The organism is Saccharobesus litoralis (assembly GCF_003063625.1).
Taxonomy (GTDB): Bacteria; Pseudomonadota; Gammaproteobacteria; order Enterobacterales; family Alteromonadaceae; genus Saccharobesus; species Saccharobesus litoralis.
This window is the reverse complement of the sequence record NZ_CP026604.1, coordinates 2317290-2340477: the sequence shown is the minus strand read 5'-3', so window position 1 is coordinate 2340477 and position 23188 is coordinate 2317290. Positions and strand designations below refer to the sequence as shown.

18 protein-coding genes are annotated in these 23188 nt (G+C 40.8%); 10 read left to right on the top strand and 8 right to left on the bottom strand.

Features of this window, described 5'->3' with window-relative positions:
• Positions 1 to 104: 104 nt before the first annotated feature.
• On the bottom strand, positions 105 to 440 hold the full coding sequence (locus C2869_RS08085) for a YceK/YidQ family lipoprotein (protein WP_108602451.1): 336 nt from the start codon (positions 438 to 440) through the stop codon (positions 105 to 107).
• Between the two features lie 136 nt (positions 441 to 576).
• On the bottom strand, positions 577 to 2634 hold the full coding sequence (locus C2869_RS08080) for a TonB-dependent receptor plug domain-containing protein (RefSeq protein ID WP_199915640.1): 2058 nt from the start codon (positions 2632 to 2634) through the stop codon (positions 577 to 579).
• Between the two features lie 436 nt (positions 2635 to 3070).
• Between C2869_RS08080 and C2869_RS08075 the strand changes: the two genes are divergently transcribed.
• The 4 genes from C2869_RS08075 (at position 3071) to C2869_RS08060 (ending at position 6485) form a co-directional block, all read left to right on the top strand.
• Complete coding sequence (locus tag C2869_RS08075) at positions 3071 to 3919, top strand: MipA/OmpV family protein (protein ID WP_108602450.1); 849 nt, start codon at positions 3071 to 3073, stop codon at positions 3917 to 3919.
• Positions 3920 to 3921: 2 nt separating this feature from the next.
• Positions 3922 to 4341: a DUF3019 domain-containing protein gene (locus tag C2869_RS08070; protein ID WP_108602449.1), complete on the top strand. Its 420-nt coding sequence runs from the start codon at positions 3922 to 3924 to the stop codon at positions 4339 to 4341.
• A gap of 104 nt (positions 4342 to 4445) precedes the next feature.
• Positions 4446 to 5153 carry a response regulator gene (locus tag C2869_RS08065; RefSeq protein ID WP_108602448.1) on the top strand — a complete coding sequence of 236 codons (708 nt, stop codon included), beginning with the start codon at positions 4446 to 4448 and terminating at the stop codon, positions 5151 to 5153.
• A gap of 15 nt (positions 5154 to 5168) precedes the next feature.
• Positions 5169 to 6485, top strand: coding sequence for an ATP-binding protein (locus C2869_RS08060; RefSeq protein ID WP_108602447.1), 1317 nt, complete (start codon positions 5169 to 5171; stop codon positions 6483 to 6485).
• A gap of 239 nt (positions 6486 to 6724) precedes the next feature.
• Here C2869_RS08060 and mnmE read toward each other — a convergent pair whose 3' ends face one another.
• The 5 genes from mnmE to rpmH all read right to left on the bottom strand — a co-directional run bounded on the left by mnmE (position 6725) and on the right by rpmH (position 10823).
• Positions 6725 to 8101, bottom strand: a complete 1377-nt coding sequence (gene mnmE / locus C2869_RS08055; protein ID WP_108602446.1) for a tRNA uridine-5-carboxymethylaminomethyl(34) synthesis GTPase MnmE — start codon at positions 8099 to 8101, stop codon at positions 6725 to 6727.
• A 342-nt stretch (positions 8102 to 8443) separates the two neighbouring features.
• Complete coding sequence (gene yidC, locus C2869_RS08050) at positions 8444 to 10084, bottom strand: membrane protein insertase YidC (protein WP_108602445.1); 1641 nt, start codon at positions 10082 to 10084, stop codon at positions 8444 to 8446.
• Between the two features lie 5 nt (positions 10085 to 10089).
• Complete coding sequence (yidD, locus tag C2869_RS08045; protein WP_108602444.1) at positions 10090 to 10356, bottom strand: membrane protein insertion efficiency factor YidD; 267 nt, start codon at positions 10354 to 10356, stop codon at positions 10090 to 10092.
• Positions 10320 to 10682, bottom strand: coding sequence for a ribonuclease P protein component (rnpA, locus tag C2869_RS08040; RefSeq protein WP_108602443.1), 363 nt, complete (start codon positions 10680 to 10682; stop codon positions 10320 to 10322). Before rnpA ends, yidD begins: the two co-directional genes overlap by 37 nt.
• Positions 10683 to 10688: 6 nt before the next feature.
• Entirely contained in the window at positions 10689 to 10823 is a 135-nt protein-coding gene (gene rpmH / locus C2869_RS08035) for a 50S ribosomal protein L34 (protein ID WP_067157157.1), read from the bottom strand.
• A 519-nt stretch (positions 10824 to 11342) separates the two neighbouring features.
• Between rpmH and dnaA the strand changes: the two genes are divergently transcribed.
• The 6 genes from dnaA (at position 11343) to C2869_RS08005 (ending at position 21301) form a co-directional block, all read left to right on the top strand.
• On the top strand, positions 11343 to 12767 hold the full coding sequence (gene dnaA / locus C2869_RS08030; RefSeq protein WP_108605006.1) for a chromosomal replication initiator protein DnaA: 1425 nt from the start codon (positions 11343 to 11345) through the stop codon (positions 12765 to 12767).
• Positions 12768 to 12785: 18 nt separating this feature from the next.
• A complete protein-coding gene (gene dnaN / locus C2869_RS08025; RefSeq protein ID WP_108602442.1) occupies positions 12786 to 13889 on the top strand; it encodes a DNA polymerase III subunit beta in 1104 nt (367 codons plus the stop codon).
• A 51-nt stretch (positions 13890 to 13940) separates the two neighbouring features.
• Positions 13941 to 15047, top strand: a complete 1107-nt coding sequence (gene recF / locus C2869_RS08020; protein ID WP_108602441.1) for a DNA replication/repair protein RecF — start codon at positions 13941 to 13943, stop codon at positions 15045 to 15047.
• Between the two features lie 4 nt (positions 15048 to 15051).
• Entirely contained in the window at positions 15052 to 17472 is a 2421-nt protein-coding gene (gene gyrB, locus C2869_RS08015) for a DNA topoisomerase (ATP-hydrolyzing) subunit B (protein ID WP_108602440.1), read from the top strand.
• A gap of 727 nt (positions 17473 to 18199) precedes the next feature.
• Positions 18200 to 19348, top strand: coding sequence for an FIST signal transduction protein (locus C2869_RS08010; RefSeq protein ID WP_108602439.1), 1149 nt, complete (start codon positions 18200 to 18202; stop codon positions 19346 to 19348).
• Positions 19349 to 21301, top strand: a complete 1953-nt coding sequence (locus tag C2869_RS08005) for a sensor domain-containing protein (protein ID WP_108602438.1) — start codon at positions 19349 to 19351, stop codon at positions 21299 to 21301.
• A 46-nt stretch (positions 21302 to 21347) separates the two neighbouring features.
• Here C2869_RS08005 and recQ read toward each other — a convergent pair whose 3' ends face one another.
• Positions 21348 to 23159, bottom strand: a complete 1812-nt coding sequence (gene recQ, locus C2869_RS08000; protein WP_108602437.1) for a DNA helicase RecQ — start codon at positions 23157 to 23159, stop codon at positions 21348 to 21350.
• Positions 23160 to 23188 lie beyond the last annotated feature (29 nt).

Genomic DNA, 23188 nt, shown 5'->3' with positions numbered 1-23188 from the left:
CCTTTCTGTTCTAAAAAGACTTAATATTTGCAAGTTTCCAGATGGTTTGCCGCCCACAGATCTCGATACTCTATCGAGATCATTTGTTGTTAACAGTATTGAGTTTAGTTGACGCGTATATTGCCTTTAATTGCTTGTTGGCTGGCGGTGTAGGGTATAACCACAGTATCGGCGACTAAAGAAAAGGCTGAGTCAATGATGAAAAAGGGTACGCCATTGAGTGCACTACCCGTATGGCCTTTAATATTGGGCTCGCCATACATTAAGCATACGTTATAGGCGAGGCCGCTATAAACTCGAGGAATGGATTTGCAATAACTTTTGCTACCATAGTGTTCAATGCGTACCTGGTTTTGTGGTGGGTTAATGGTTTTAACGGTCGCACAGCTTGCGAGCAGTACAAGAGGTAAAATAGCTAAGCCAACCTTAAGTTTATGCATTTTTTATCGTCCTTTTTAGCGTTAAATGGGTTTGGTCTTGTTTGTTAAAAATAACCAATTAATGTGAAAAACCTCTGTAGGCCTTTATTAATGAGGCATTGGTTTTCAAAACCAATGCCTAAAATATAAAAACAACTTAAAAACTAAATGAAATACCTATAGATGGGAAGATCCCTAGGTCAGCCTCTTCTTCCATAAATAGTTGGCCAGTTTGATTGACTTTTTCGTGGTCAAGGTCCCGTTCAACGATGTTTTCGCGGTTAAGTGCGTTGATCACATCAATATAAAACTTAGCGTCATTGCCCAGCATTTGGAAATCTTTTTGTAAACGTAAGTCTAAACGCGCATAGGTTGGTAGCCGATCGTTAAATGGTTGATCATAGGTCGCTATATATTTATCTGGGAAAACAGGGTTGGGTTCAATTCCGCTGATCTTGGTTGTTGCTTCACCGCTTTTGGCAATAAAACGAAAACCGGCGGTCCATGAATTGTTGATCTGATAATTACCGACTAGATTCAATACTACGGGAGTGTCAAATCGGTAATCGCGGGTTTCATTGGTGCGCTCATTGGTTCTATCGCTTTTCGCATAGCTAAGTGATAGCCAGCCATACCAACCGTCGGCAAGGGCACGATTGACGATAAGATCAACCCCTTTGGCGGTGCCTGTAACATCATTAGCGTAGAGTTGCTCGGCGTCGCTTTCTTGTTCACTGAGGCCGAGTGGTAAGTTTTTCAGCTTTTTGTAGTAGGTTTCAATATTCCAATTCCAGTTGTCAGCGACTTCTCCCTTTAAGCCTAACGTGTAGTGTTGTGCGGTTGGCGCTTTTAGTTTGGGGTTACCTATTTCCGGCAGAACCGTTTCTATGTCTGGAAAACGATTGTAACGTCCGGCTGAACTGGTCAATGCGACGTTATCAAGAAAATACCAAGTTACGGCCATTCTTGGGTTTACTTGCGTTTGGTCTAGGTAGTCGTTGTGGGTGTATTGTAGGCCTGATTCTAAAGTTAAGTTGGCGTTAATTTGCCAAAAGTCAATCAGATAGGCGGTTTGTTCTCGTGCTTTGATACTTCGGTCTTGGGTGAAGACTTCACGGCGATTATTTTGACATTCAACATCAAACTCGGTGCAAACAAATAGCACTGAGCGGGCTTGATAGTTAAAGTCTGTTTTATCCAGTTCACCACCTAATGTTAAGGTGTGGCTTTCGTTTAGTGGGGTTTTTAATTGGCCTTTGACTAAGGTGTCTTCAAAGGTGACATTTTCAAAGTAATTGTCGCCCCAGGTAACTTTACTGCGGTTTTTGTAATGGGCTGCGCTTAAGGTGAGTTCTGCGCCCGTTGCAAATTGGTGCCGCCAAGTGATGCCTTGGCTATCAAACCTGTCTTTTAGCATGGCTTCGCCAGCAAAATCAGGATTAAGTGCCGCCATGTCTGACTTTTCATCAAAATCCGCTTCGGCAAAGTCACCGGCACCGACTAAATTAATGGTTAGTTGATTGTTAGCATTAATGTCCCAGACATACTTGGCTAGATAGTCGTTGTCTTCTGGTGGCGTTTTAATGCGTACGCCGTCGTCGTCCTCGTCTTCATCTTCTTCTGGCATAAAATACTGAATTAAGCCTTTACGGGCTGATAAGTAAAATGCTGAATCTTCGGTGACAGTGCCTTCCATAAAGATACCTCCTCGCAGTAAAGAGGCATCAATGGTGGTTTTGATATCTTGCTTTTTGGGATCGCGCAGTCGCACATCAAACACCGCGCCGGTGGCACCTGCATATTCAGCGCCAAACCCAGCAGAATACAGTTGAAAGTTTTGTACTGTGTTGCGATCGAATATCGACGTATTAAATTCGTGAAAGATATAACCGGCGGGCAAACCATCAATATAGTATTTATTGTCTGCCGGTGATGAGCCACGCACCGCTGGCTCGTTGCCTGCCACGGGGATAATCACACCCGGCAAAGTAGATATTGCGGCAATCGGATCACCTAAGGTGCCAGGTAGCTCGATGAGCTTTTTGGTGTCTTCGGTTATTTCTGTGTAATACGACTGGCGGCTGCCAACCACTTCTATTTTTTCGGTTTTATCTTCGTTACTGGCCTGTGCTGGGTTATCGTTGGCTTTGACACTAAACGTGCTAAGTAGCGCGCTAGTTATCGACATAGCTAGCAGCGTTGCTGATTGAGTCATGTTGGATTTCCTTATGTGTTTTATATCTCGCTTGAATGCCATTGACTGTAGCGGATTTAAGTTGTGATTTACGTAACCAAAAATTTCCTTTTGTAACCAAGTGTAACAATTGGCCATATTGGCTTTTGCTGTATAAGCCTTAAATGTATGATATTCATCGCTTTTACTGGTATTTTGCTTGGTGTTATCTTGGTTTCGCTTGGCTTAGGTTACAAAGCGTTACACTTGATTGGGAACTTTATTGCCACAATAACCTGACTTGCAAAGATGATGAGGAGTTAGGTTGTGGCTAAATTGCTTTTGGCAGTATTGGCTGTGGCGGTGGGGCTATTGTTAGGTGGCTGTGCGTCACTTGGCGCAGAGGCGTTGTCTTGAGTTTGATAACGCGATGTGTGTTGTTTGTTGAGTATCAACTTGGCATAAGTAGGAGAGGCGTATGACAGCCTTTATTAAATGGTTTGGTTTGTGTTTGGCGTTAGCCAGTTTAACGGCCCAGAGTAATGATATTAATCAGTCTATTACCCAAGGGGTAAGATCGGCTGATAGTGAGCAAGGTGGCTTTTTGGATGTTGGACTGGGTATAGGTATTTACCGCAATCCTATTTACGGCTATCCCGAAGGCAACCGAGCCGGTAATTTACTTACGCAAACGGGCGCTTACCTCAACATTAATGGCCGCTATCAATATAAAGACTTCTTTGTTGAAGCCTTTTCAGAGTCGGTAAGTGGTTTTAATTTAGGTTATCGGCTATTGAATGATGAGTCTTGGGCAGCAGAAGCGATCCTAAGTCCTATATTTGGTTATCTTGGCAAAGACGATAGTGATGATTGGCAAAACTTACGCGAACGCGAAGGGGATTTTGCTGCCGGTGTTAGGTTGAGTTATTACCGCAACGCTAATATTTTTCAAGTGAGATTACTTAGCGATATTTCCGGTCAACATTACGGTGAAAGCGCCAGTTTGTTCGTTGGTCGCTCTTGGCAAAAACGTAATTGGAATTATCATGCGTTACTTGGCGCCACTTATACCAGTGCTGCCGTTTATAATCACTTTTTAGGGGTCAGCGAACAAGAAGCGGCCAATAATAGTGATTTAACCGCTTACCAAGCAGGTGCTGGGGTGGATTTCACTTTTGAGATTGGTGTTGCTTATCCAATCAGTGAAGATTGGGTATTTCGTAGTAATTACCGTTACCTGAGTTTGGCTGATGCTGTTGCTGATAGTCCGTTAACCGTGCGCGATGATGCGCATATTTTATTAACCTCACTGAGTTACGTATTCTAAAGATGAAACGTTTATTCGAATGGAACCGCAAGGGGCTGAGCTTCGGCCATTTGTTACTAGCCGGGATGTTGGGGTTAATTGGCTTATCAGTAGCAATGGCTGAACAAAAGGACTACTTGGCGGTGGAGCCGCAGCGCTGTATTGCGCTGAAAGAAGGGCAAATGTGCTATCAAACAGTGATGTTCGCTTGGCAGGCAAAACAGGCGGATGATTATTGTTTGGTATCATTAACTAAGCGGCGCGCCCTTTATTGTTGGGAGGCAGCCAGCCAAGGCAAGCTAGAGTTTGAAGTGCAAGGTAAGGTTAACCAAGAGTTCGCCTTGGTTGATGGTGATGGTCGCTATATTAGTCAAACGCAGGTTGAAGTTGCTTGGGTTTATGGTAATCGCAAGCATAGGCAGTCTAGTTGGCGCTTATTTTAGCTGCTATCTGAGAAGCCATACGACATAGGGTAAGGGTAAGGGATAATGTGCAGTGTTAATCGTTTGCCTTGTCATGGTTGTGCTAATAATGGAGATGATTTGTGATGCATAAAGTGTTGTTGGTTGAAGACGATAGTTCGTTGGCAGATTGGATCGCCGCATACTTGTTGCATCACGACTTTGTTATTAAGCATGTTGCGGATGGTGCGCTGGCTGTGCAAACCATTAAGGACTTTACCCCTGATATTATATTGTTAGATGTGATGCTACCCAATGTAAATGGTTTTGATATTTGTCAGCAAGCGCGAGCATTTTATCAAGGGCCGATTTTAATGCTAACCGCTTGTAACGAAGAAAACGATGAGCTGAAAGGCTTTGAGCTAGGAGTAACGGATTTTGTTGCTAAGCCAGTACGCCCGAAAATATTATTAGCACGGATCCAATCTTTATTAAAACGCCACGCGCGCCAGCAAGTTGCTACTTCAGATGTTGGGCAAACCAACGTATTGCAATTTGGCTGTCTGACATTGGATGCCACTAGTAAAGCGGTAACGCTGCAACAGAATATTGTCAGTGTGACGCCGACAGAATTCGATTTACTCTGGTGTCTAGCTTCTCAGGCAGGGGAAATAGTGTCGCGCGAACAGTTATTAAAAACTCGCCGTGGTATTGAGTATGACGGGTTTGACCGTTCGATTGATATAGCGGTGTCGCGTTTACGTAAAAAACTGGGCGATACAGCCAGTCCTTCTGAAAAAATTAAAACCATTCGCGCCAAAGGTTATTTGTTTGTCGCGAATGCGTGGTCATAATGGCGTTATTTGTTAATGCGTAGATTAACCTTATCCTTGATCGCGGTTACCTTGACGGCGGCGATAGGCCTAGGCTGGTTATTGGACTGGTACTATCAATCACAATCTCAAGCCAATGAAGACTATGCACCCTTGATCGAACCTAAACAATGGCAGGTGCTTGCCTTGCAATCAGCCCGTGTATTGGCGCAACAGCCAGAACTAGCGTCAGAATTTACTGCACAAGGCTTGTCAGTCAGTTTTGCTCGGCTTGATGATTTTCCATTACCCACGCCCCTATTCGAACAATTTGTCAGTGGTGAGCCTTTAGTCTTAAATAGCCAATCGGGCGTGTCATTGCATAGCTTTCAAGCTGCAAGTCAAACCGTGGTTAGTTTTCAATTTGCCAATACAACCGAGCCAACTGAACCAGAAACAGCGGATCCGCTATTACTGACCTTGTTGTTCTATCTTGGCATTATTGTTTTTATTGCCCTGTGGTTAACACCTTTGATCCGACGTTTATTGCTAGTAAACCGCGCTATGGTGCAGTTTGGTGAAGGGCAATTAGACAGACGGATCCCGTTATCGAAATTTAGCTATTTACACAATATTGAACTGGGTTTTAACCAGATGGCGCAGCGTATTACCAGTTTGATCGCCGATAACAAGCTATTGAGTCGAGCTGTGTCTCACGATTTACGTACACCGATAGCCCGTTTGCGATTTGGTATTGATATGCTGCAAGAAACCAATACCGACACTAGCAAAAATCAATATTTTGAGCAGCTCGATCGTGACTTGGACGCCATGGAGTCGCTAGTTGAATCATTATTACATTACGCCAAATTAGAGAAAGCCAAGGTGAGTTTAAGTTTACAAGCCGTTGAACTTAACGCTTTATTAGGCGAATTGCTTAAACCGCTACAAACTCAAAACCATATTATTTTAGATTGGCCGCAGGATCAGGCGTTTACTGCACAACTGGACAAACATTACATGTCTATGTTGTTGAATAATTTAATTAATAATGCTGTGCGCTACGCCAAAACTCAGATAAAAATTAGTCTAACTAAGCAAAAATCGGCTTTAATATTAACGATAGAAGACGATGGCAAAGGCATGGATAAAGACGAGTTTGACAAGGTGCTATTGCCATTTTATCGCATTGCCGACCATGAAGATGTGCCGAGTCAAAAAATGACGCCGCCTGTCACAAAGTTAGCTAAAGGTCATGGTATGGGGCTAGCTATTGTGTCGCGTATTGCCGAGTGGCACAAAATTGATTTACAGCTTAGCCGCTCGCATCAACTTGGTGGCTTAGCGGTGCGCTTAGTTATTCCTATAGAGTAGCGTATCTTTTACAGGTTAAATTGATGGGGTAAATCGACTGGCTAAATTAACAAGGACAGGAATAAGTATGTTGGCAAACAATCCTTGTTTTTAGATTTGAGGCATTGGTTTTGAAAACCAATGCCTCATTGGTAAAGGGCTACAAGCTGGTTTTAGTGTTTTTGCTAAAAAAAGAAAAACGGAACCAGACAATAAATACAGTCGAAAAAGGTTAACCTTTACGGATTTTGTTTATATCGTTACTTCCCAATACAAAAACTACCAAATATACGGCCGAGTAGGTCGTCGCTGGTAAACTCGCCGGTTATTTCGTTTAGGTGTTGCTGGGCAACGCGCAAATCTTCGGCTAGCAGTTCACCGGCGGCAGGGCCTTCCAGTTGAGCCTTACCGTTTTCAAGTTGCTCTAATGCTCGGTTTAAGGCGTCTATGTGACGGCGACGCGCCATAAATTGGCCTTCGGTTGAGCTTTGGTAACCCATAATGGATTTTAAATGCTCTTTTAAATCATCCAAACCTTGTTGAGTTTTGGCTGACAAACGCACCACGGGATAGGGTTGCTCTTGGCTAAACCCAACTTGTTCTTGCTGATCTGCAGCGAGCTCATCAAGCTTGTTGCGCACCAGCGTTACACCAAGATCTTTCGGTAATTTAGCAAAAAATTCAGGCCAAAAATCTTCAGGGCTGTGTTCAGTGTCGGTTGCATCGACAACTAATAAAACTCTATCCGCATTAGCGATTTCTTGCCAAGCACGCTCAATGCCTATTTGTTCGACTTTATCTGGACTTTCGCGTAAACCGGCGGTGTCGATAATGTGCAATGGCATACCGTCAATGTTGATCTGTTCAGATAGCACATCGCGAGTTGTTCCTGCAATATCAGTGACTATTGCAGAATCGCGACCAGACAGCGCATTGAGTAGGCTCGACTTTCCGGCGTTCGGCCGACCGGCAATTACCACTCGCATACCTTCTTTTAGTATGGCGCCTTGCTGGGCTTTGGCTAACACGGTTTGGGTGTTATCGATAACGGCCAATAGATCACTAAGTATTTTACCGTCAGATAAAAAGTCGACTTCTTCTTCAGGAAAATCGATGGCGGCTTCTACGTATATACGTAGGTGGATAATGTCTTCAGTTAACTCGTGTACATACTTGGAAAATTCGCCTTGTAAGGTTTGTAATGCACTGCGCGCTGCGTGTTCAGATGATGATTCAATTAAGTCGGCGATGGCCTCGGCTTGGGCTAAATCTAATTTGTCATTTAAAAAAGCACGCTCTGAGAACTCGCCTGGGTTAGCCATGCGAATACCAGGCATGTTTAAAATACAGCGTAGTAGCATATCGAGAATGACGGGACCGCCATGCCCTTGCAATTCGAGTACGTCTTCACCAGTGAACGAGTTAGGGTTTTTAAAGAAGATGGCAATGCCTTGGTCAATAACCGAGCCCTGTTCGTCATAAAACTTTAAGTACTCAGCCAGCCGCGTCTTGGGTACCTTGCCTAGTATCTGTTGAGCAACTTGTTCGGCTTGTTGGCCTGATACGCGAATAATACCGACGCCGCCGCGCCCTGGAGCGGTGGCAATTGCTGCAATGGTGTCTTGGTTATCTAACATGTTATTTTTTGCTTTAAGGCTGGTGATGAGTGGGATTATAGAATGCTTTTAAGCATTGAAAAACAAAAGGCCTAACAATGTAGGCCTTTTCAAACTATTTTGGCTGCCGTAACGCTATAGTCTTCTCGCTCAGGTCTTATGGTTCATTGTCAGCGCTTACTCTCGACTTTGGCTCCTGCGTCGTCCTACTACCTAAGTCCCTTTAGGCAGCCCCAATCACATAATAGAGCATATGCTCATGGGGTCTCGAAGCTTGACGGCTTTGCCTACATGGATGTAGGTACTTAGGTTTCGTCTGGAACTGGAAACCTGCCCCTAAAACCTGATCGCTTTGACTATATGTTACTTTTTAACGCCTAATCCTTGTTTTTCAATTGAGCGGTTAATGACTAGCATTTGCGCAATTGAAATTAGGTTACTGACTAACCAGTAAAGTACTAAACCCGCTGGGAACCATAAGAAGAACACAGTGAACATAACCGGCATGTATTGGAAGATTTTTTGTTGTACCGGATCTGTCATTGGTGTTGGTTGTAATTTTTGCATTAAGAACATACTAGCACCCATTAAGATAGGTAGAATGTAGTATGGATCTTGCTGTGATAAGTCGTTGATCCATAATGCAAAATCAGCATGGCGTAATTCAACACTTTCAACAAACACCCAGTAAAGCGCTAAGAAAATAGGCATTTGGATCAACATAGGTAAACAGCCACCCATAGGGTTAACTTTTTCCTTTTTGTATAACTCCATCATCGCCATCGACATTTTTTGTCTGTCTTCACCGTAGCGCGATTTTAGTTCTTGCATTTTAGGTTGTAACTGACGCAATTTAGCCATTGAGGTGTATTGCTTTTTAGTTAACCAGAACATGGCGCCTTTTACGGCTAGTGTGATCAAGATAATGGCGACACCCCAGTTACCCACTAAGCCGTAGAATATTTTAAGCAAATCAAATAGTGGTTGAGAGATAAACCATAACATACCGTAGTCGACAGAAAGGTCTAAGTAATCAGCTAAGTTGCGTAACGCATCTTGGTCTTTAGGACCGGCATATAATTTTGCTGATAGCGTTTCTACAGAACCTGGTAGAACATCGATTTGTGGGCCTTTAAAGCCAATTAACGCGTAACTACCATTGCCAGAATCGCGGCTGTAAATTTGGTTGTTGTCTTGTTGATTTGGCACCCAAGCACTAACGAAGTAGTGTTCGATCATCGCAACCCAACCTGCTTGCGTTGATTCATTAAGCTTTTTGTCGGTGAACTCGTCTAGGTCGATTTTTTCATAGGTATCATCGTTCGCAGAATAAGCGGCACCACGATAAGTTGGCATCATCATTGAGCCACCACGAACCGAAGTACTTTGTTTTAATTGCGCCCACATTTGGGTAGACAATACCGTGGCAGATTGGTTGTTGATTAAGTAGTCAACGTCAACCGTGTAACTACCGGCTTTAAACGTGAAAACTTTAGTGACTTGCAGACCGCTAGCAGTGATGTGGGTCATTGGGACTTTTAGTTCGTCACCCTGCATGACAAAGTTTTCTTTATCTGCTTGGTAAACGGCACGTCCTGCACGAGTGTCAACGCCTGAAAGGCCACTTTGCGCTTGATATAAAATAGCCGACACAGGTTTAAACAGTGAGTAAGGCGTATCGCCATCTTTCTCTGTTGGGTAGGCCAATAATTTAAGCTCGGTTACATCTCCGCCATTCAAACTAATTTTTGCTGAAATCACGTCTGTTTCAATTGTAATAAACGAAGAAGCGTTATCCAGAACTGGCGTAGGGTGTAAGTCAGATGTTGGTACATCTGATGTCCCGCCTTGGCTATTGCTTTGTACAGACTGCGATGGATTAGCAACATTAGTCGTCGCTTCGGCTGGTGCTTGAGGCGTGTTGTAATCAACTTGCCATTGTTGCCAAATCATAAAGCTTAGCAATACCAGACCAATGATCAGGAAATTTTTTTGTGATTCCATTTAAGTTAGTTCTCTTTAGATATCGAATTCGTTTTCTGGCGTCTAGGGACAGGGTCGTTGCCCCCAGAATTAAATGGGTGACATTTTAATATGCGTTTGCCTGCTAACCAAGTCCCTTTTAAGGGTCCATGTAGCTCAATTGCTTCTATTGCATAACGAGAGCAGGTTGGGTGGAAGCGGCAGTTTTGTCCGAGCAACGGACTTATTAAAATTTGATAACCACGGATAATGGCAATCAGAATTTTTTGGAAAATTTTCTTATCTTTTGCCATGTGATATTTAACTCGCGTGCAATTTCGGCGCTAGATTGCTCTGCAATACCTTGTCTAGCGATGAATACCATATCGATATTAGGTAAATCAGCGGCATGCAATCGAAATTGCTCCCTCGCTACCCGTTTAATTCGGTTACGGTCGACTGCTTTTTTTGCTTTCTTTTTGGAAATGGTGAAGCCTAATCTTGGGTTATCAAGATTATTTTTACAAATAAGAATTGTATAGAGACGACACGCGAACTTGCGCGGGGAAGAGTTAAAGACTTGTTGGAAGTGCTCGGGAGTTAAGAGTCTCAACTCCCGACCATAGGCATAAGTTTTCACGCGATATTATGCGCTTAAAACTTTACGTCCTTTAGCGCGACGACGTGCTAAAACTTTACGACCGTTTTTAGTAGCCATGCGAGCACGGAAACCGTGAGTACGCTTACGCTTTAAGTTACTTGGTTGAAAAGTACGTTTCATAATATTACTTCCAAATTTGCAAATTGGTGGCCAAATGTAAGACTAAAAGGGCGGCCATGCCTTTTAGAAGGGCGCGAATTATATATTAGTGGTCATAAATAGATCAAGCTGATCCTTCAGCTAATGCAAAATAATTTTGATTGTTGATAACTATGCTGGATCTTGATCCAGTCCTTGTTTGATCGGATCTCGCTGTAATATTGATTAGCTCATTTATCGCTAGTTAGCACTAACTCTGAGCAAAAATTGTCTATTAATTGATCTAAATTGGGATAACTCTGGTTGTTTGGCTAATATATGCTCGAGTTATCCACAGAGTGAATTAGTCAAGAAAAAATCGAGATCTTAATGGTGTAAAAAATGGAGGTTTATAACCAAAAATAATTAAGGAATATTTTATTAAAAAACAATAGGATACACTTGTTTTTTTAGCCTTGTGAAATAAGTTAACTAGGCATGGTTGCACTTGTGGATACAATTTGATTGAATGCACCCCCTGCTTAATTAATGGAGTATCCTTTGGCCAACTCGCTCTGGCAAAATTGCCAAAATGTCATGCAACAAGATCTGCCTGCTCAAGAATTTAATACTTGGATAAGACCGTTGCAAAGCCTCGAAGAAGGTGGAGTTGTCACTTTATTTGCGCCCAATAAATTTGTGCGTGATTGGGTACTCGATAAATATGCCGATACTATTAACCAGCACTTAACTCAGATTAATAGTGGTCAGTTGCCTAGTTTAAGAGTTGAAGTTGGCACTAAGCCAACAGATAGTCGAGTCGCGCAGCAAGCTGCACCTAAACTAGAAATAGGTAACAAGTTAAATAGTATTCCTGATATTAAACCGCCTGCATTTAGCCCAGCACCTGCCGTGCATGTTCCTAAGGCTAATGTTCAGCCTCGTAACGAAGCGGGCTTGCAGTTAAAGTCAAACATTCGTGAAAACTATACGTTTGATAATTTTGTTGAAGGTAAGTCTAACCAGTTAGCGCGTGCTGCTGCGTGCCAAGTCGCAGATAACCCAGGTGTTTCGTATAACCCTTTGTTTTTATACGGTGGGGTTGGTTTAGGTAAAACTCATCTTCTTCATGCGGTTGGTAATGAAATTTTAAATCGTAATCCCGATGCTAAAGTTATTTATATGCACTCGGAACGTTTTGTGCAAGATATGGTAAAGGCCTTACAAAATAATGCGATTGAAAGTTTCAAAAAGCACTATCGCTCAGTCAATGCTTTGCTTATTGATGACATTCAGTTTTTTGCCAAAAAAGAGCGTTCGCAAGAAGAGTTCTTCCATACATTTAATGCGTTATTGGAAGGGAACCAGCAAATCATCATGACAAGTGATCGCTACCCGAAAGAAATTGAAGGGGTAGAAGACAGATTGAAATCGCGTTTTGGCTGGGGATTAACCATAGCGATTGAACCGCCAGAATTAGAAACGCGCGTCGCAATATTGATGAAAAAAGCGCAAGAAGCCAAAGTTAACTTGCCGCATGAAGTTGCATTCTTTATTGCTAAGCGTTTAAGGTCACATGTGCGTGAACTTGAAGGGGCACTAAATCGCGTTGTTGCGCATGCTAATTTTACCGGAAAACCCATTACAATAGAATTTGTTAAGGAAGCGTTACGAGACCTACTCGCATTACAGGAAAAACTCGTTACAATAGACAACATTCAGCGCACAGTAGCCGAATACTATAAAATTAAGGTTGCTGATATTTTGTCTAAGCGTCGTAGCAGGAGTGTTGCTCGACCAAGGCAAGTAGCTATGGCTTTAGCTAAAGAGTTAACCAGTCATAGTTTGCCCGAGATTGGCGATGCATTTGGTGGTAGAGACCATACAACTGTTTTGCATGCATGCCGAAAAATTAAAGAGCTTCGAGAAGAAAACCTCGATATTAAAGAAGACTACCTTAACTTAATTCGAACGTTATCGTCGTAACCAACGGATATAATAAAAATGAAATTTGCTATAAGCCGTGAAGACATCCTTAAACCGTTGCAACTAGCAACTGGAACCGTGGAACGTCGTCATACCCTGCCAATCTTGTCCAATGTTTTACTCGATATTAGCGATGGTGTTTTATCCATTACCGGTACCGACTTAGAAGTGGAGCTAGTCGCTTCTGTTGAGTTGGTACAAGCTTCTGAAGATGGGCAGATTACAGTACCGGCTAAAAAGCTGTTTGATATCTGTAAAGGTTTAAGCGAGCAATCGTTAATTGAATTTGTGCTCGACGAATCCAAATTAATCATTAAGTGTGGAAGAAGTAAGTACTCACTATCTACACTGTCCGCAAAAGACTTTCCTAATCTTGAAGATTGGCAAAGTGAAATTAATTTTGCGGTTAGTCAAAAAGTACTTAAAAACTTAATTGAGAAAACATCGTTTTCGATGGCTGTGCAAGATGTACGTTATTACCTGAATGGTATGTCATTAGAAACACAAGAGAACATGATCCGTTGTGTTACCACTGATGGACACCGCTTAGCTTTAACCCAGCATGAACTCGCCAACGAGCGATTACAAGAAAGTCAGGTTATTGTTCCTCGTAAGGGTGTTACGGAAATACTCAGATTGATCGAAGATACAGAGGACAACATCTACGTATCGGTTGGCTCAAATCATATCCGCTTAAATACCGAGAATTTTACGTTTACTAGTAAGTTGGTTGATGGCCGTTTTCCTGACTATCGTCGTGTATTACCTAAAGGTGGTGATAAAACGGTTATTGGTGAAAAAGATTATTTAAAACAAGCTTTTTCTCGAGCTGCCATTTTATCAAATGAAAAATTTCGTGGGGTTCGGTTAAACCTAGCCAGTGGCGAACTAACCATTACAGCTAACAACCCAGAGCAAGAAGTTGCAGAAGAAGTGGTTGACGTTAATTACCAAGGTGACTCGTTAGAAATTGGTTTTAACGTAGCTTATGTGATTGATATCCTAAATGCGATTGAATCTAATGAAGTCAAAATTACCTTAGGCGATGCAAACAGCAGTGCGTTAATTGAAGATAACTTAGATGACTCATCGCTTTACGTTGTAATGCCGATGCGCCTATAAATTTAGATTGTAAAATAAAGCCCTGGCCAAGTCGCCGGGGCTTATTTGTTTATGTACATAGAAAAGCTGGTTTTAAGCAATATTAGAAATATTGAAAAATTGGAGTTCGATCTAAAACCGGGCTGTAATCTTATTGTTGGCAATAATGGTAGTGGTAAAACTAGTATTCTCGAGGCCATTAATTTACTTGGCTTTGGTCGATCTTTTCGAACCCATAAAACTCAAGATTTAGTTAAAAAAGGCACAGATAATTTAACCGTATCAGTACGCGGTCATTGCGATGAGTTGGTTAATCGGTTTGGTATTAGAAAAACGCTAAATGGTAAAAGTGAAATACGTATAGACGGTAAACCTGTACGTAAGCAAAGTGAGTTATCTAGTTTTTTTCCAATAGTAAATTGTTCACCTCTTAGTACAAGCTTACTTGAAGATGGCCCATTAGTTAGACGGCGATTTTTAGATTGGTTAGTGTTTCACGTGGAACATGAAACTATTTCTCAAGTATATCGAGAGTATGATCGCAGTATTGAGCAAAGAAATAAGTCATTGAAATTTGGTGACAGACGACTTGCTCAAACATGGCAACCAAAATTAGTTGAGCTTAACAATCAAATATCTAAGCTCAGAGCCAATGTCGTAGAACAATTTTCACCAATTTTATTGGATACTTTTTCATTGTTAGGGCAACAAAACTTGCTCGCACAACGTCAACTAAAAGTTGAATATAAAAGAGGTTGGAAAGAAGCTGAGGACATTGGTGATATATTAAATTCAAGTATTGAATTAGATCTTAAACGTGGCTCTACTCAGTATGGAGTACATAAAGATGAGCTGGTATTTAAAATTGATGATACGCCAGCTAAAAACATCTTGTCACGTGGTGAACAAAAAATATTGTTGATTTGCATGCTATTAGCAGCGAGTCAATTTATAGAAAAAAACTCGAGCAAAAAATGTATATGGTTAATTGATGATGTCGTAGCTGAACTTGATGAAACCACCTTAACTAAACTAATTAAGTATTTAGTTAATTTGGAACGCCAAGTCATTATTACTAGTATCAAAAAAGATTTAACCCTAATACAACAATTAATAGATAGAGAATACCAAGTGTTCCACGTGGAACATGGAACTCAAGTGTTAATAGATGAAAGGTAAGTAAATGTCAGAACAAACTTATGACTCGTCATCGATTAAAGTACTAAAAGGTCTTGATGCAGTACGTAAAAGACCGGGTATGTACATTGGTGATACGGATGATGGCACGGGTCTACACCATATGGTTTTTGAGGTTGTAGATAATAGTATTGATGAAGCCTTAGCAGGACACTGTCGTGACATTGTTGTAACCATCCATTCTGATGGCTCTGTTAGCGTATCTGACGATGGTCGTGGTATACCAACAGCAATTCACCCTGAAGAGGGTGTGTCTGCCGCGGAAGTTATTATGACTGTCTTACATGCGGGCGGTAAGTTTGATGATAACTCCTACAAAGTTTCAGGTGGATTGCATGGCGTTGGTGTCTCGGTAGTTAATGCTCTTTCAATTAAACTGGCGCTTACCATACGTCGTGAAGGTAAAATTCACGAACAAACATACACTCATGGTGAACCTGATGCGCCTCTTGCTGTGATTGGTGATACTGAAAAAACCGGTACGACAATACAGTTTTGGCCTTCAAAAGAAACATTTAGTGATACAAAATTCCACTACGACATTTTAGCTAAACGACTTAGAGAGTTGAGCTTTTTAAACTCTGGTGTTTCTATTATTCTACAAGATGAAAGAGATGATCGTCGTGACCACTTTAAATATGAGGGTGGTATCAAAGCGTTTGTTGAATATCTAAATCAAAATAAAACCCCTGTACATCCAAATGCGTTTAGCTTTATTAGCCAACGTGAAGAAGATGGTATTGGCGTTGAAGTATCTATGCAGTGGAATGATGGTTTCCAAGAAAATATTTTCTGTTTCACAAACAATATTCCGCAGCGAGATGGCGGTACGCATTTAGCCGGTTTTAGAGCGGCATTAACGCGTACACTAAATAGCTTTATTGAAAAAGAAGGCTTAAATAAAAAACAAAAAGTCTCAACAACAGGTGATGATGCGCGTGAAGGTTTAACTGCAGTTATTTCAGTTAAAGTGCCTGATCCGAAATTCTCATCGCAAACCAAAGATAAATTAGTATCTAGTGAAGTTAAGTCTGCTGTTGAACAAGCCATGGCAGAAAAGCTAAATGAGTTTTTATTAGAAAACCCAGGTGATGTTAAATCGGTTGTGAGTAAAATCATGGATGCCGCAAGAGCGCGTGAAGCGGCTCGTAAGGCTCGTGAAATGACACGCCGCAAAGGTGCATTAGATATTGCAGGTTTGCCAGGTAAACTAGCGGATTGCCAAGAAAAAGATCCAGCTCACTCTGAACTCTATATAGTGGAGGGTGATTCTGCGGGTGGTTCAGCTAAGCAAGGTCGTAACCGTAAAAACCAGGCTATCTTGCCGCTGAAAGGTAAGATCCTCAATGTTGAAAAAGCTCGATTTGATAAGATGCTGTCTTCTGCTGAAGTTGGTACGCTAATTACAGCATTAGGCTGTGGTATTGGTAAAGATGAATACGATATTGAAAAACTTCGCTATCATTCAATCATTATCATGACCGATGCTGATGTCGATGGTTCCCATATTCGTACATTACTTCTTACTTTCTTCTATCGTCAACTCCCTGAAATTGTTGAACGAGGTCATATTTTTATTGCTCAACCACCTTTATACAAGGTTAAAAAAGGTAAGCAAGAAAGATACATTAAAGATGAAGATGCATTAGAAAGCTACTTAACTAACTTGGCGTTAGAAAATGCATCATTCCATGTAAACGAAAGTGCGCCTGCAATCACAGGCGAAGCGCTAGAAACAATTGTTACCGATTATCAAACGGCCAACAAAATTAAAACTAGACTTGCTCGTAATTGGAACTCGTCACTGATTAATGTCATTCAGTTTGCTGACATGTTAACTGATGATAAATTGAAAGATAAAGACGCGATTCAAGCTTGGGTTGACTCAGTACTTGCCGATTTAAATAAAGAAGAAGGCAGTGAATCAATATATGCTGCTGAAGTTAAATTCGATATAGAGCGCCAACAATACCTACCGCAATTTAATATTCGTACCCATGGTGTTGACTATGTTTATATCATTGACCACAACTTTATTAATACTGCTGATTACAAAACAGTAACTAAAGCTGGTGCTACGATTAGCTCATTGATGGAAGATGGTGCTTATATTAAACGTGGTGAAAAGATTAAAGTCGTTGATAACTTTGCAGAAGGTTATGATTGGCTTATTGCCGAGTCGAGTAAAGGTATCTACATACAGCGCTACAAAGGTCTAGGTGAGATGAATCCAGACCAGCTGTGGGAAACTACCATGGACCCAGAAACGCGTCGTATGTTACAAGTGACAATTGAAGACGCTATTGCGGCGGATCAATTATTCGCGACATTAATGGGTGATCAAGTTGAACCAAGACGTGAGTTTATTGAAACCAATGCGTTAGAGGTAACGAACCTAGATGTTTAATTAATTTGGGTTTGAATGCATAATCTAAAAAAACCGAGCTAGCCTCGGTTTTTTGTTTTTAAAGTTAGTAAACTGAAAGCAAGCCCTAGCAATTCAATTTAGTACTACTTTCAAAATAAATTGATCAGTTGAAAGCACCGAGGTTGAAATACAAACTAAATTAATGTCGGCCGCTATGCGTTGCTCGTGACGCTTAACTGCATTCCCAACTTACATGTAGGTCGCAGTGCGCTGTTCCTGACGCTTAACTGCATTCCCTACTTCCATGTAGGTCGAAATTTATTTCGACAATAATAGGTGAGATGCTAAAGACTTAGCTTTTAGACGTAATATTGCCAAACATCGTTTCTTTATCTTGGTACAGTATTTCACTCCTGACAAATCCTAAGTACCTGCTTTTCAGTAGGTTTCAAAAGTAAGCGCCTTAAGCAAATCTCTACAAATAAGATTTCAACTAATCAAAATTAGTTGGAAAGGGTATTAGAACTACATTAGTAAATGAAAAATGCTATCGCCAATCCTTGTTTGAAAAGGCAGTATTATTACAAGTTGTTTTAACTATAGTGTGTAGATAGTTAATCAACATTAACTGTATTTCACTAATTTCCCTCTCCATCTAAAAGCAGAATATTAACTATCTCTCCTTATACACTTTTCCAGTTTATCTGCTACTTTTAAATAGTGCCTGCAATACTCTTCTTACAGCTTATTTAACAAGTATTTGCTTATGAAAACCACTCAGTACTGCTTTGAAAATGATGAATGGGATAAGCCCATAATATGCGATCTCGATGCTAGATTAGTGTTCGCTATTGGTAGTGTTGCTTTGTATTGTGGTGTTAAAAGGCAACTAAAAGAGGCATTTCCTAACGCAGAAATTATTGGTTGTACAACTGCGGGGGTAATCCAAAATACGGAAATCTTAGACGACGTACTTGCTATTACTGTCGTCAATCTTGACAGCTCGAGAGTACGCATCGCTACTGAATCTATTACAGAGCAAGACATAGCATCTGCAGCAGATAAACTCGCTTGTGCATTGCCAGATGACGATTTGAAGTACGTGATGGTGTTAAGTGATGGTCATGTTGTTAATGGCTCTGAGCTAGCAAGGTGTTTGAATATTGCATTACCGACTGAGGTTATATGTACGGGGGGCTTAGCCGCCGATGGCACTGACTTTAAACAAACTTATGTTTGGCACAATGACATATGTTATGAAGGAGTTGTCTTGGTTTGTGGTTTTTATGGTGCCAATTTACATGTTGGATTTGGTAGTGAAGGAGGGTGGGATCCGTTTGGGCCTGAAAGGATCGTTACTGAGTCTGACAAAAATGTACTCTATACGCTTGATGATAAACCGGCTTTGGCATTATATGAAAAATACTTAGGTGAGCATGCTAATGAATTACCCGCTGCCGCTTTACGTTTTCCTTTATTAGTCAGATACCCAAGGTCAGACACCAATGACGCAAAACAAAAGTGTAAACCTGTTATTCGAACAATTCTGGATGTTGATAAGCAAAAGCGTTCGATGACTTTCGCTGGTGATATTCCCAGAGGTAGCACCGCGACATTAATGAAAGCAAACTTTGAACGACTAATTGATGCTTCGGAAATTGCTGCTGAATCTGCCTCTAAAGCGATAAGCCATGATATGTGTAATGGATTAGTATTTATGGTGAGCTGTGTTGGCAGGCGACTGGTTTTAAATCAGCGTACTGAGGAGGAACTGGAAGTCGCTTATGATATTTTAGGTCCAAGTTTTAATTACTTAGGCTTTTATTCGTATGGTGAATTAGCACCGAATAATCATTCGTCTCACACTCGCCTGCACAATCAAACCATGACTATAACGCTAATTTATGAGTCTTAAATGCATCGCTTACTGTCCAGAATTCTAAGAAAAAAAGGTAATGGTATTAAAGTAACGCCGGAAACGGCGCAAGTACTTGATGAAATATCAAAGGCTTTTGAGCAATGTGATACTGATAGGGCGATGCTTGAGCATAGTTTGCAGTTAGTATCAGATGAACTTAATGAAATAAATTCTCAGCTTAAGCATCAACTAAAGCAGACTCACTTATATCAAGAACAGACTATCGCTACTTTAGCGCGTCAGCAAGCGTTAGTTGATGCTAGCCCCGAAGCTGTGTTTAGTTTTAATCGAGAAGGGCAGATAACGGATATCAATATTGCGGGTTGCCAATTTTTTGATAAAACACGAGAAGACCTATTTAAGCTAGATGGTGAACAGGTTCTTTTATTAGCTTTAAGCAAACTAGAAGAGCCTGATGTATTTATCAATGATATTAATGCCATGTTTATGGACAAATTTTCAAAACTGCATGGCTTTTTTAAGACGAAAAATAAGCGTATTTTTGAATTTTACTGCATCCCTGAAATAGCCAATGAGACTAAAAAGTACCTTGGCCGAGTTTGGTGTTGTCGCGATGTAACGGAAATACGGGAACAGCAAAATTTACTTAAGCATAAAGCCTACCATGATAACTTAACTAATTTACCAAATCGGGCGCTGCTAATTGAAAGTATTAAACAGGCAGTTAACCGAGCTAGGCGATCGGGTAAGCACATCGCTGTAATGTTTATTGACCTTGATGATTTTAAAAAAATTAACGATACATTGAGTCATGCAGAAGGCGATAAGTTTTTAATTACGGTTGCTAATCGCTTTAAACAAACCTTAAGAGAAGAAGATTTAATTGGCCGCTTGGGTGGTGATGAGTTCTTAGTGCTGCTGGAACAAACCGACGACCTAAATAATTTTGATAAAGTAGCAAAACGCTTATTGAGTACAACAGAAAACTCGTTTTTTATAAAAGGGCATGAGTATCGGGTTACGTCTAGTATAGGTATTGCTGTATATCCTAAGGATGGTAAAGACGCTGATGAGCTTATTTCTAAAGCAGATATAGCTATGTATCAAGCTAAACATAATGGGAAAAACAGTCTAAGTTATTTTGATGAAAAATTGGAAAAGGACATTCAATTTAAACTTTACCAAGAGAACAAACTGAGAAAGGCGATTGAACAAAAAAGTTTTGTTATGCATTACCAACCTCAGTTTTGTATGGAGACAAAAAATATTGTTGGCCTTGAAGCTTTAGTTCGCTGGCGTACAGAGCAGGGCACATTACTATACCCAGATTCGTTTATCTCACTGGCTGAGGAGCTAGGAGTAATAAGTCAAATTACCTTGATAGTGTTAGAAAAAGTCATCACAGATATAAAGCAATGGCAGCAATCTGAAACCGTGCTTAGCAATATTCCTGTCGCGATTAACATGTCCGCTTTAGATTTTGATGACAAAACGTTTATTGATGGTGTGTTTGACTATATTAAAAAAGCAAACATTACTCCAGAGTTGCTGAAAATCGAGCTAACAGAAACCGCTATATTTAAAGATGTTGATTACGTTAAACAAGTTTTGTCGCGCCTACAAGCGCATTCAATCGGCATTGCTATTGATGATTTTGGCACTGGCTATTCTTCTTTTGCTTACCTGAAAGATCTCGCTATTAATACACTTAAAATTGATAAGAGTTTTATCGAAGATTTTATTGAAAATAAAACCAGTGAAGCCATAGTGCAAAGTATCATTGCCTTAGCGCATAACCTGAATTTAAATGTAGTAGCGGAAGGCGTAGAAACGGAAAAAGAAGAGTTACTACTTAAATCGATGAAGTGTGATATTGGTCAAGGCTATCAATATGCTAAGCCGTTAAATAAAGTGCAATTACTAAACTTTGTTTTATGTCAATCAAAGTTAATTAATCAAGCTAATGAAAGAGCAGTAAATAATAAATAAAGTTCCAATAAGATTGATTTTTGCCACCGAAGTAAAACTTGAAGAATTAATCGAAGCGCGCTAAATAATCTGAAATTTCATTAATAAATTTTTGGCCATAACGCCCTAGTTTGGTTTCACCCACTCCAGAAACCTTCAGCATTTCCTCTAAACTGGTAGGTAAGCGACTGGCCATATCCGCTAAGGTCGCGTCATTAAAAATGATATAGGGCGGAACTTCTTGCTCATCGGCAATAAATTTACGTAATTGTTTTAAACGAATAAACAGTCGCTTGTCATAGTTAGAGCGCACGCTAGTTGTTTTACTATTGGATGCTTTTTGCTGGGGCGTTGTTGTGCTTCTTGGCTGTGCTAATTCTAGTTTTGTTTCCGCTCTTAAAACAGGTCGCGCAGCCTCTGTTAATTTCAAATGGTTGCTTTCTGCTATATCTTGAAACAATAGACCGTGATGGATCAGTTGTTTAAAAACACTATGCCAGTAATCTGCGTTGTGCTCTTTGCCTAAGCCGTACACTTTTAGCTGTTCATGCTGATTGTCTCTGATACGCTGGGTATTAGCACCGCGTAATATATCGACGATATAATTAATACCGGCTGATTGACCTGAGCGGTAAACCGCTGATAGCGCCTTTTGCGCGGCCAAAGTTCCATCAAACTTTTGTGGAGGATCTAAGCAAATATCACAGTTGCCACAAGCGCTTTGTGTCGACTCACCAAAGTAATTAAGTAAGACTTGGCGACGACAGGTTTCACTTTCGGCCAGTGCCGTCATGGCATCAAATTTTTGTGTTTCTATTTGCTTACGCTCTTCGCTATCACTTTGTTCGATGAACCAGCGGATAGTATCTCCATCGGCATGGTCATACAGTAAAAGTGCTTCGGCTTCTAAGCCGTCACGACCTGCTCGACCGGCTTCTTGATAATAGCTTTCAATGGAGCGGGGGATATTGTAATGAATGACAAAACGTACATCTGGTTTATTAATACCCATACCAAACGCGACCGTTGCAACAATAATTTGTACATCGTCTCGCAGCCAAGCAGATTGATTTTGGCTACGCTCTTCTAAAGTTAAACCGGCATGATATAAGCTTGACTTTACGCCTTGCCTTACGAGAAAGTCACATACTTCTTCGCACTTCTTTCTTGTGCTGCAATAAACTATGCCTGACTCATTATTCTTATCTTTTAAAAATCTTAATATTTGTTGTAGAGGTTTAAACTTTTCTATTTGGTTATAGCGAATATTGGGTCGATCAAAACTGCCGATGTATTCAAAGCCATTCTGCATTTGCAGCTGATTTTTTATATCAGTACGAGTTGCTCTATCTGCGGTTGCTGTTAGTGCAAGTACGGGCACAGTTGGGAAATTGAGCTTTATTTGACCTAGCGCTGTGTAGTCAGGGCGAAAGTCATGTCCCCATTGTGATATACAATGCGCTTCATCAATAGCGAAAAGGCTAGGTGGATTGAACTGCATAAATTCAATAACAGTGCGTGTTAGTAGCTTTTCTGGCGCTATATAGACAAGTTTAATTTGTCCGGCGCTTATGTCGTGCAGCACTTGCTTCTGTTGAGCTGACTCTAAACTAGAATTTAAAAAAGCGGCTTGCACGCCTAACGCTTTAAGTTGTTCTACTTGATCTTGCATTAAAGCAATTAATGGGGAAATAACAATTGTATAATGAGGTAAGCACAGAGCAGGGACTTGATAACAAAGTGATTTTCCACTGCCAGTTGGCATGATACACAGCACGTCCTGTCCTTGCAGAACATGATCGATCACTTTATCTTGGCCTGGACGAAATGCGTCATAACCAAATACTTGGGTTAAAATATCTGCTGCGTTTGCTGTCAAAAAGAGTACCTCCGAATGCGGAGCCGATT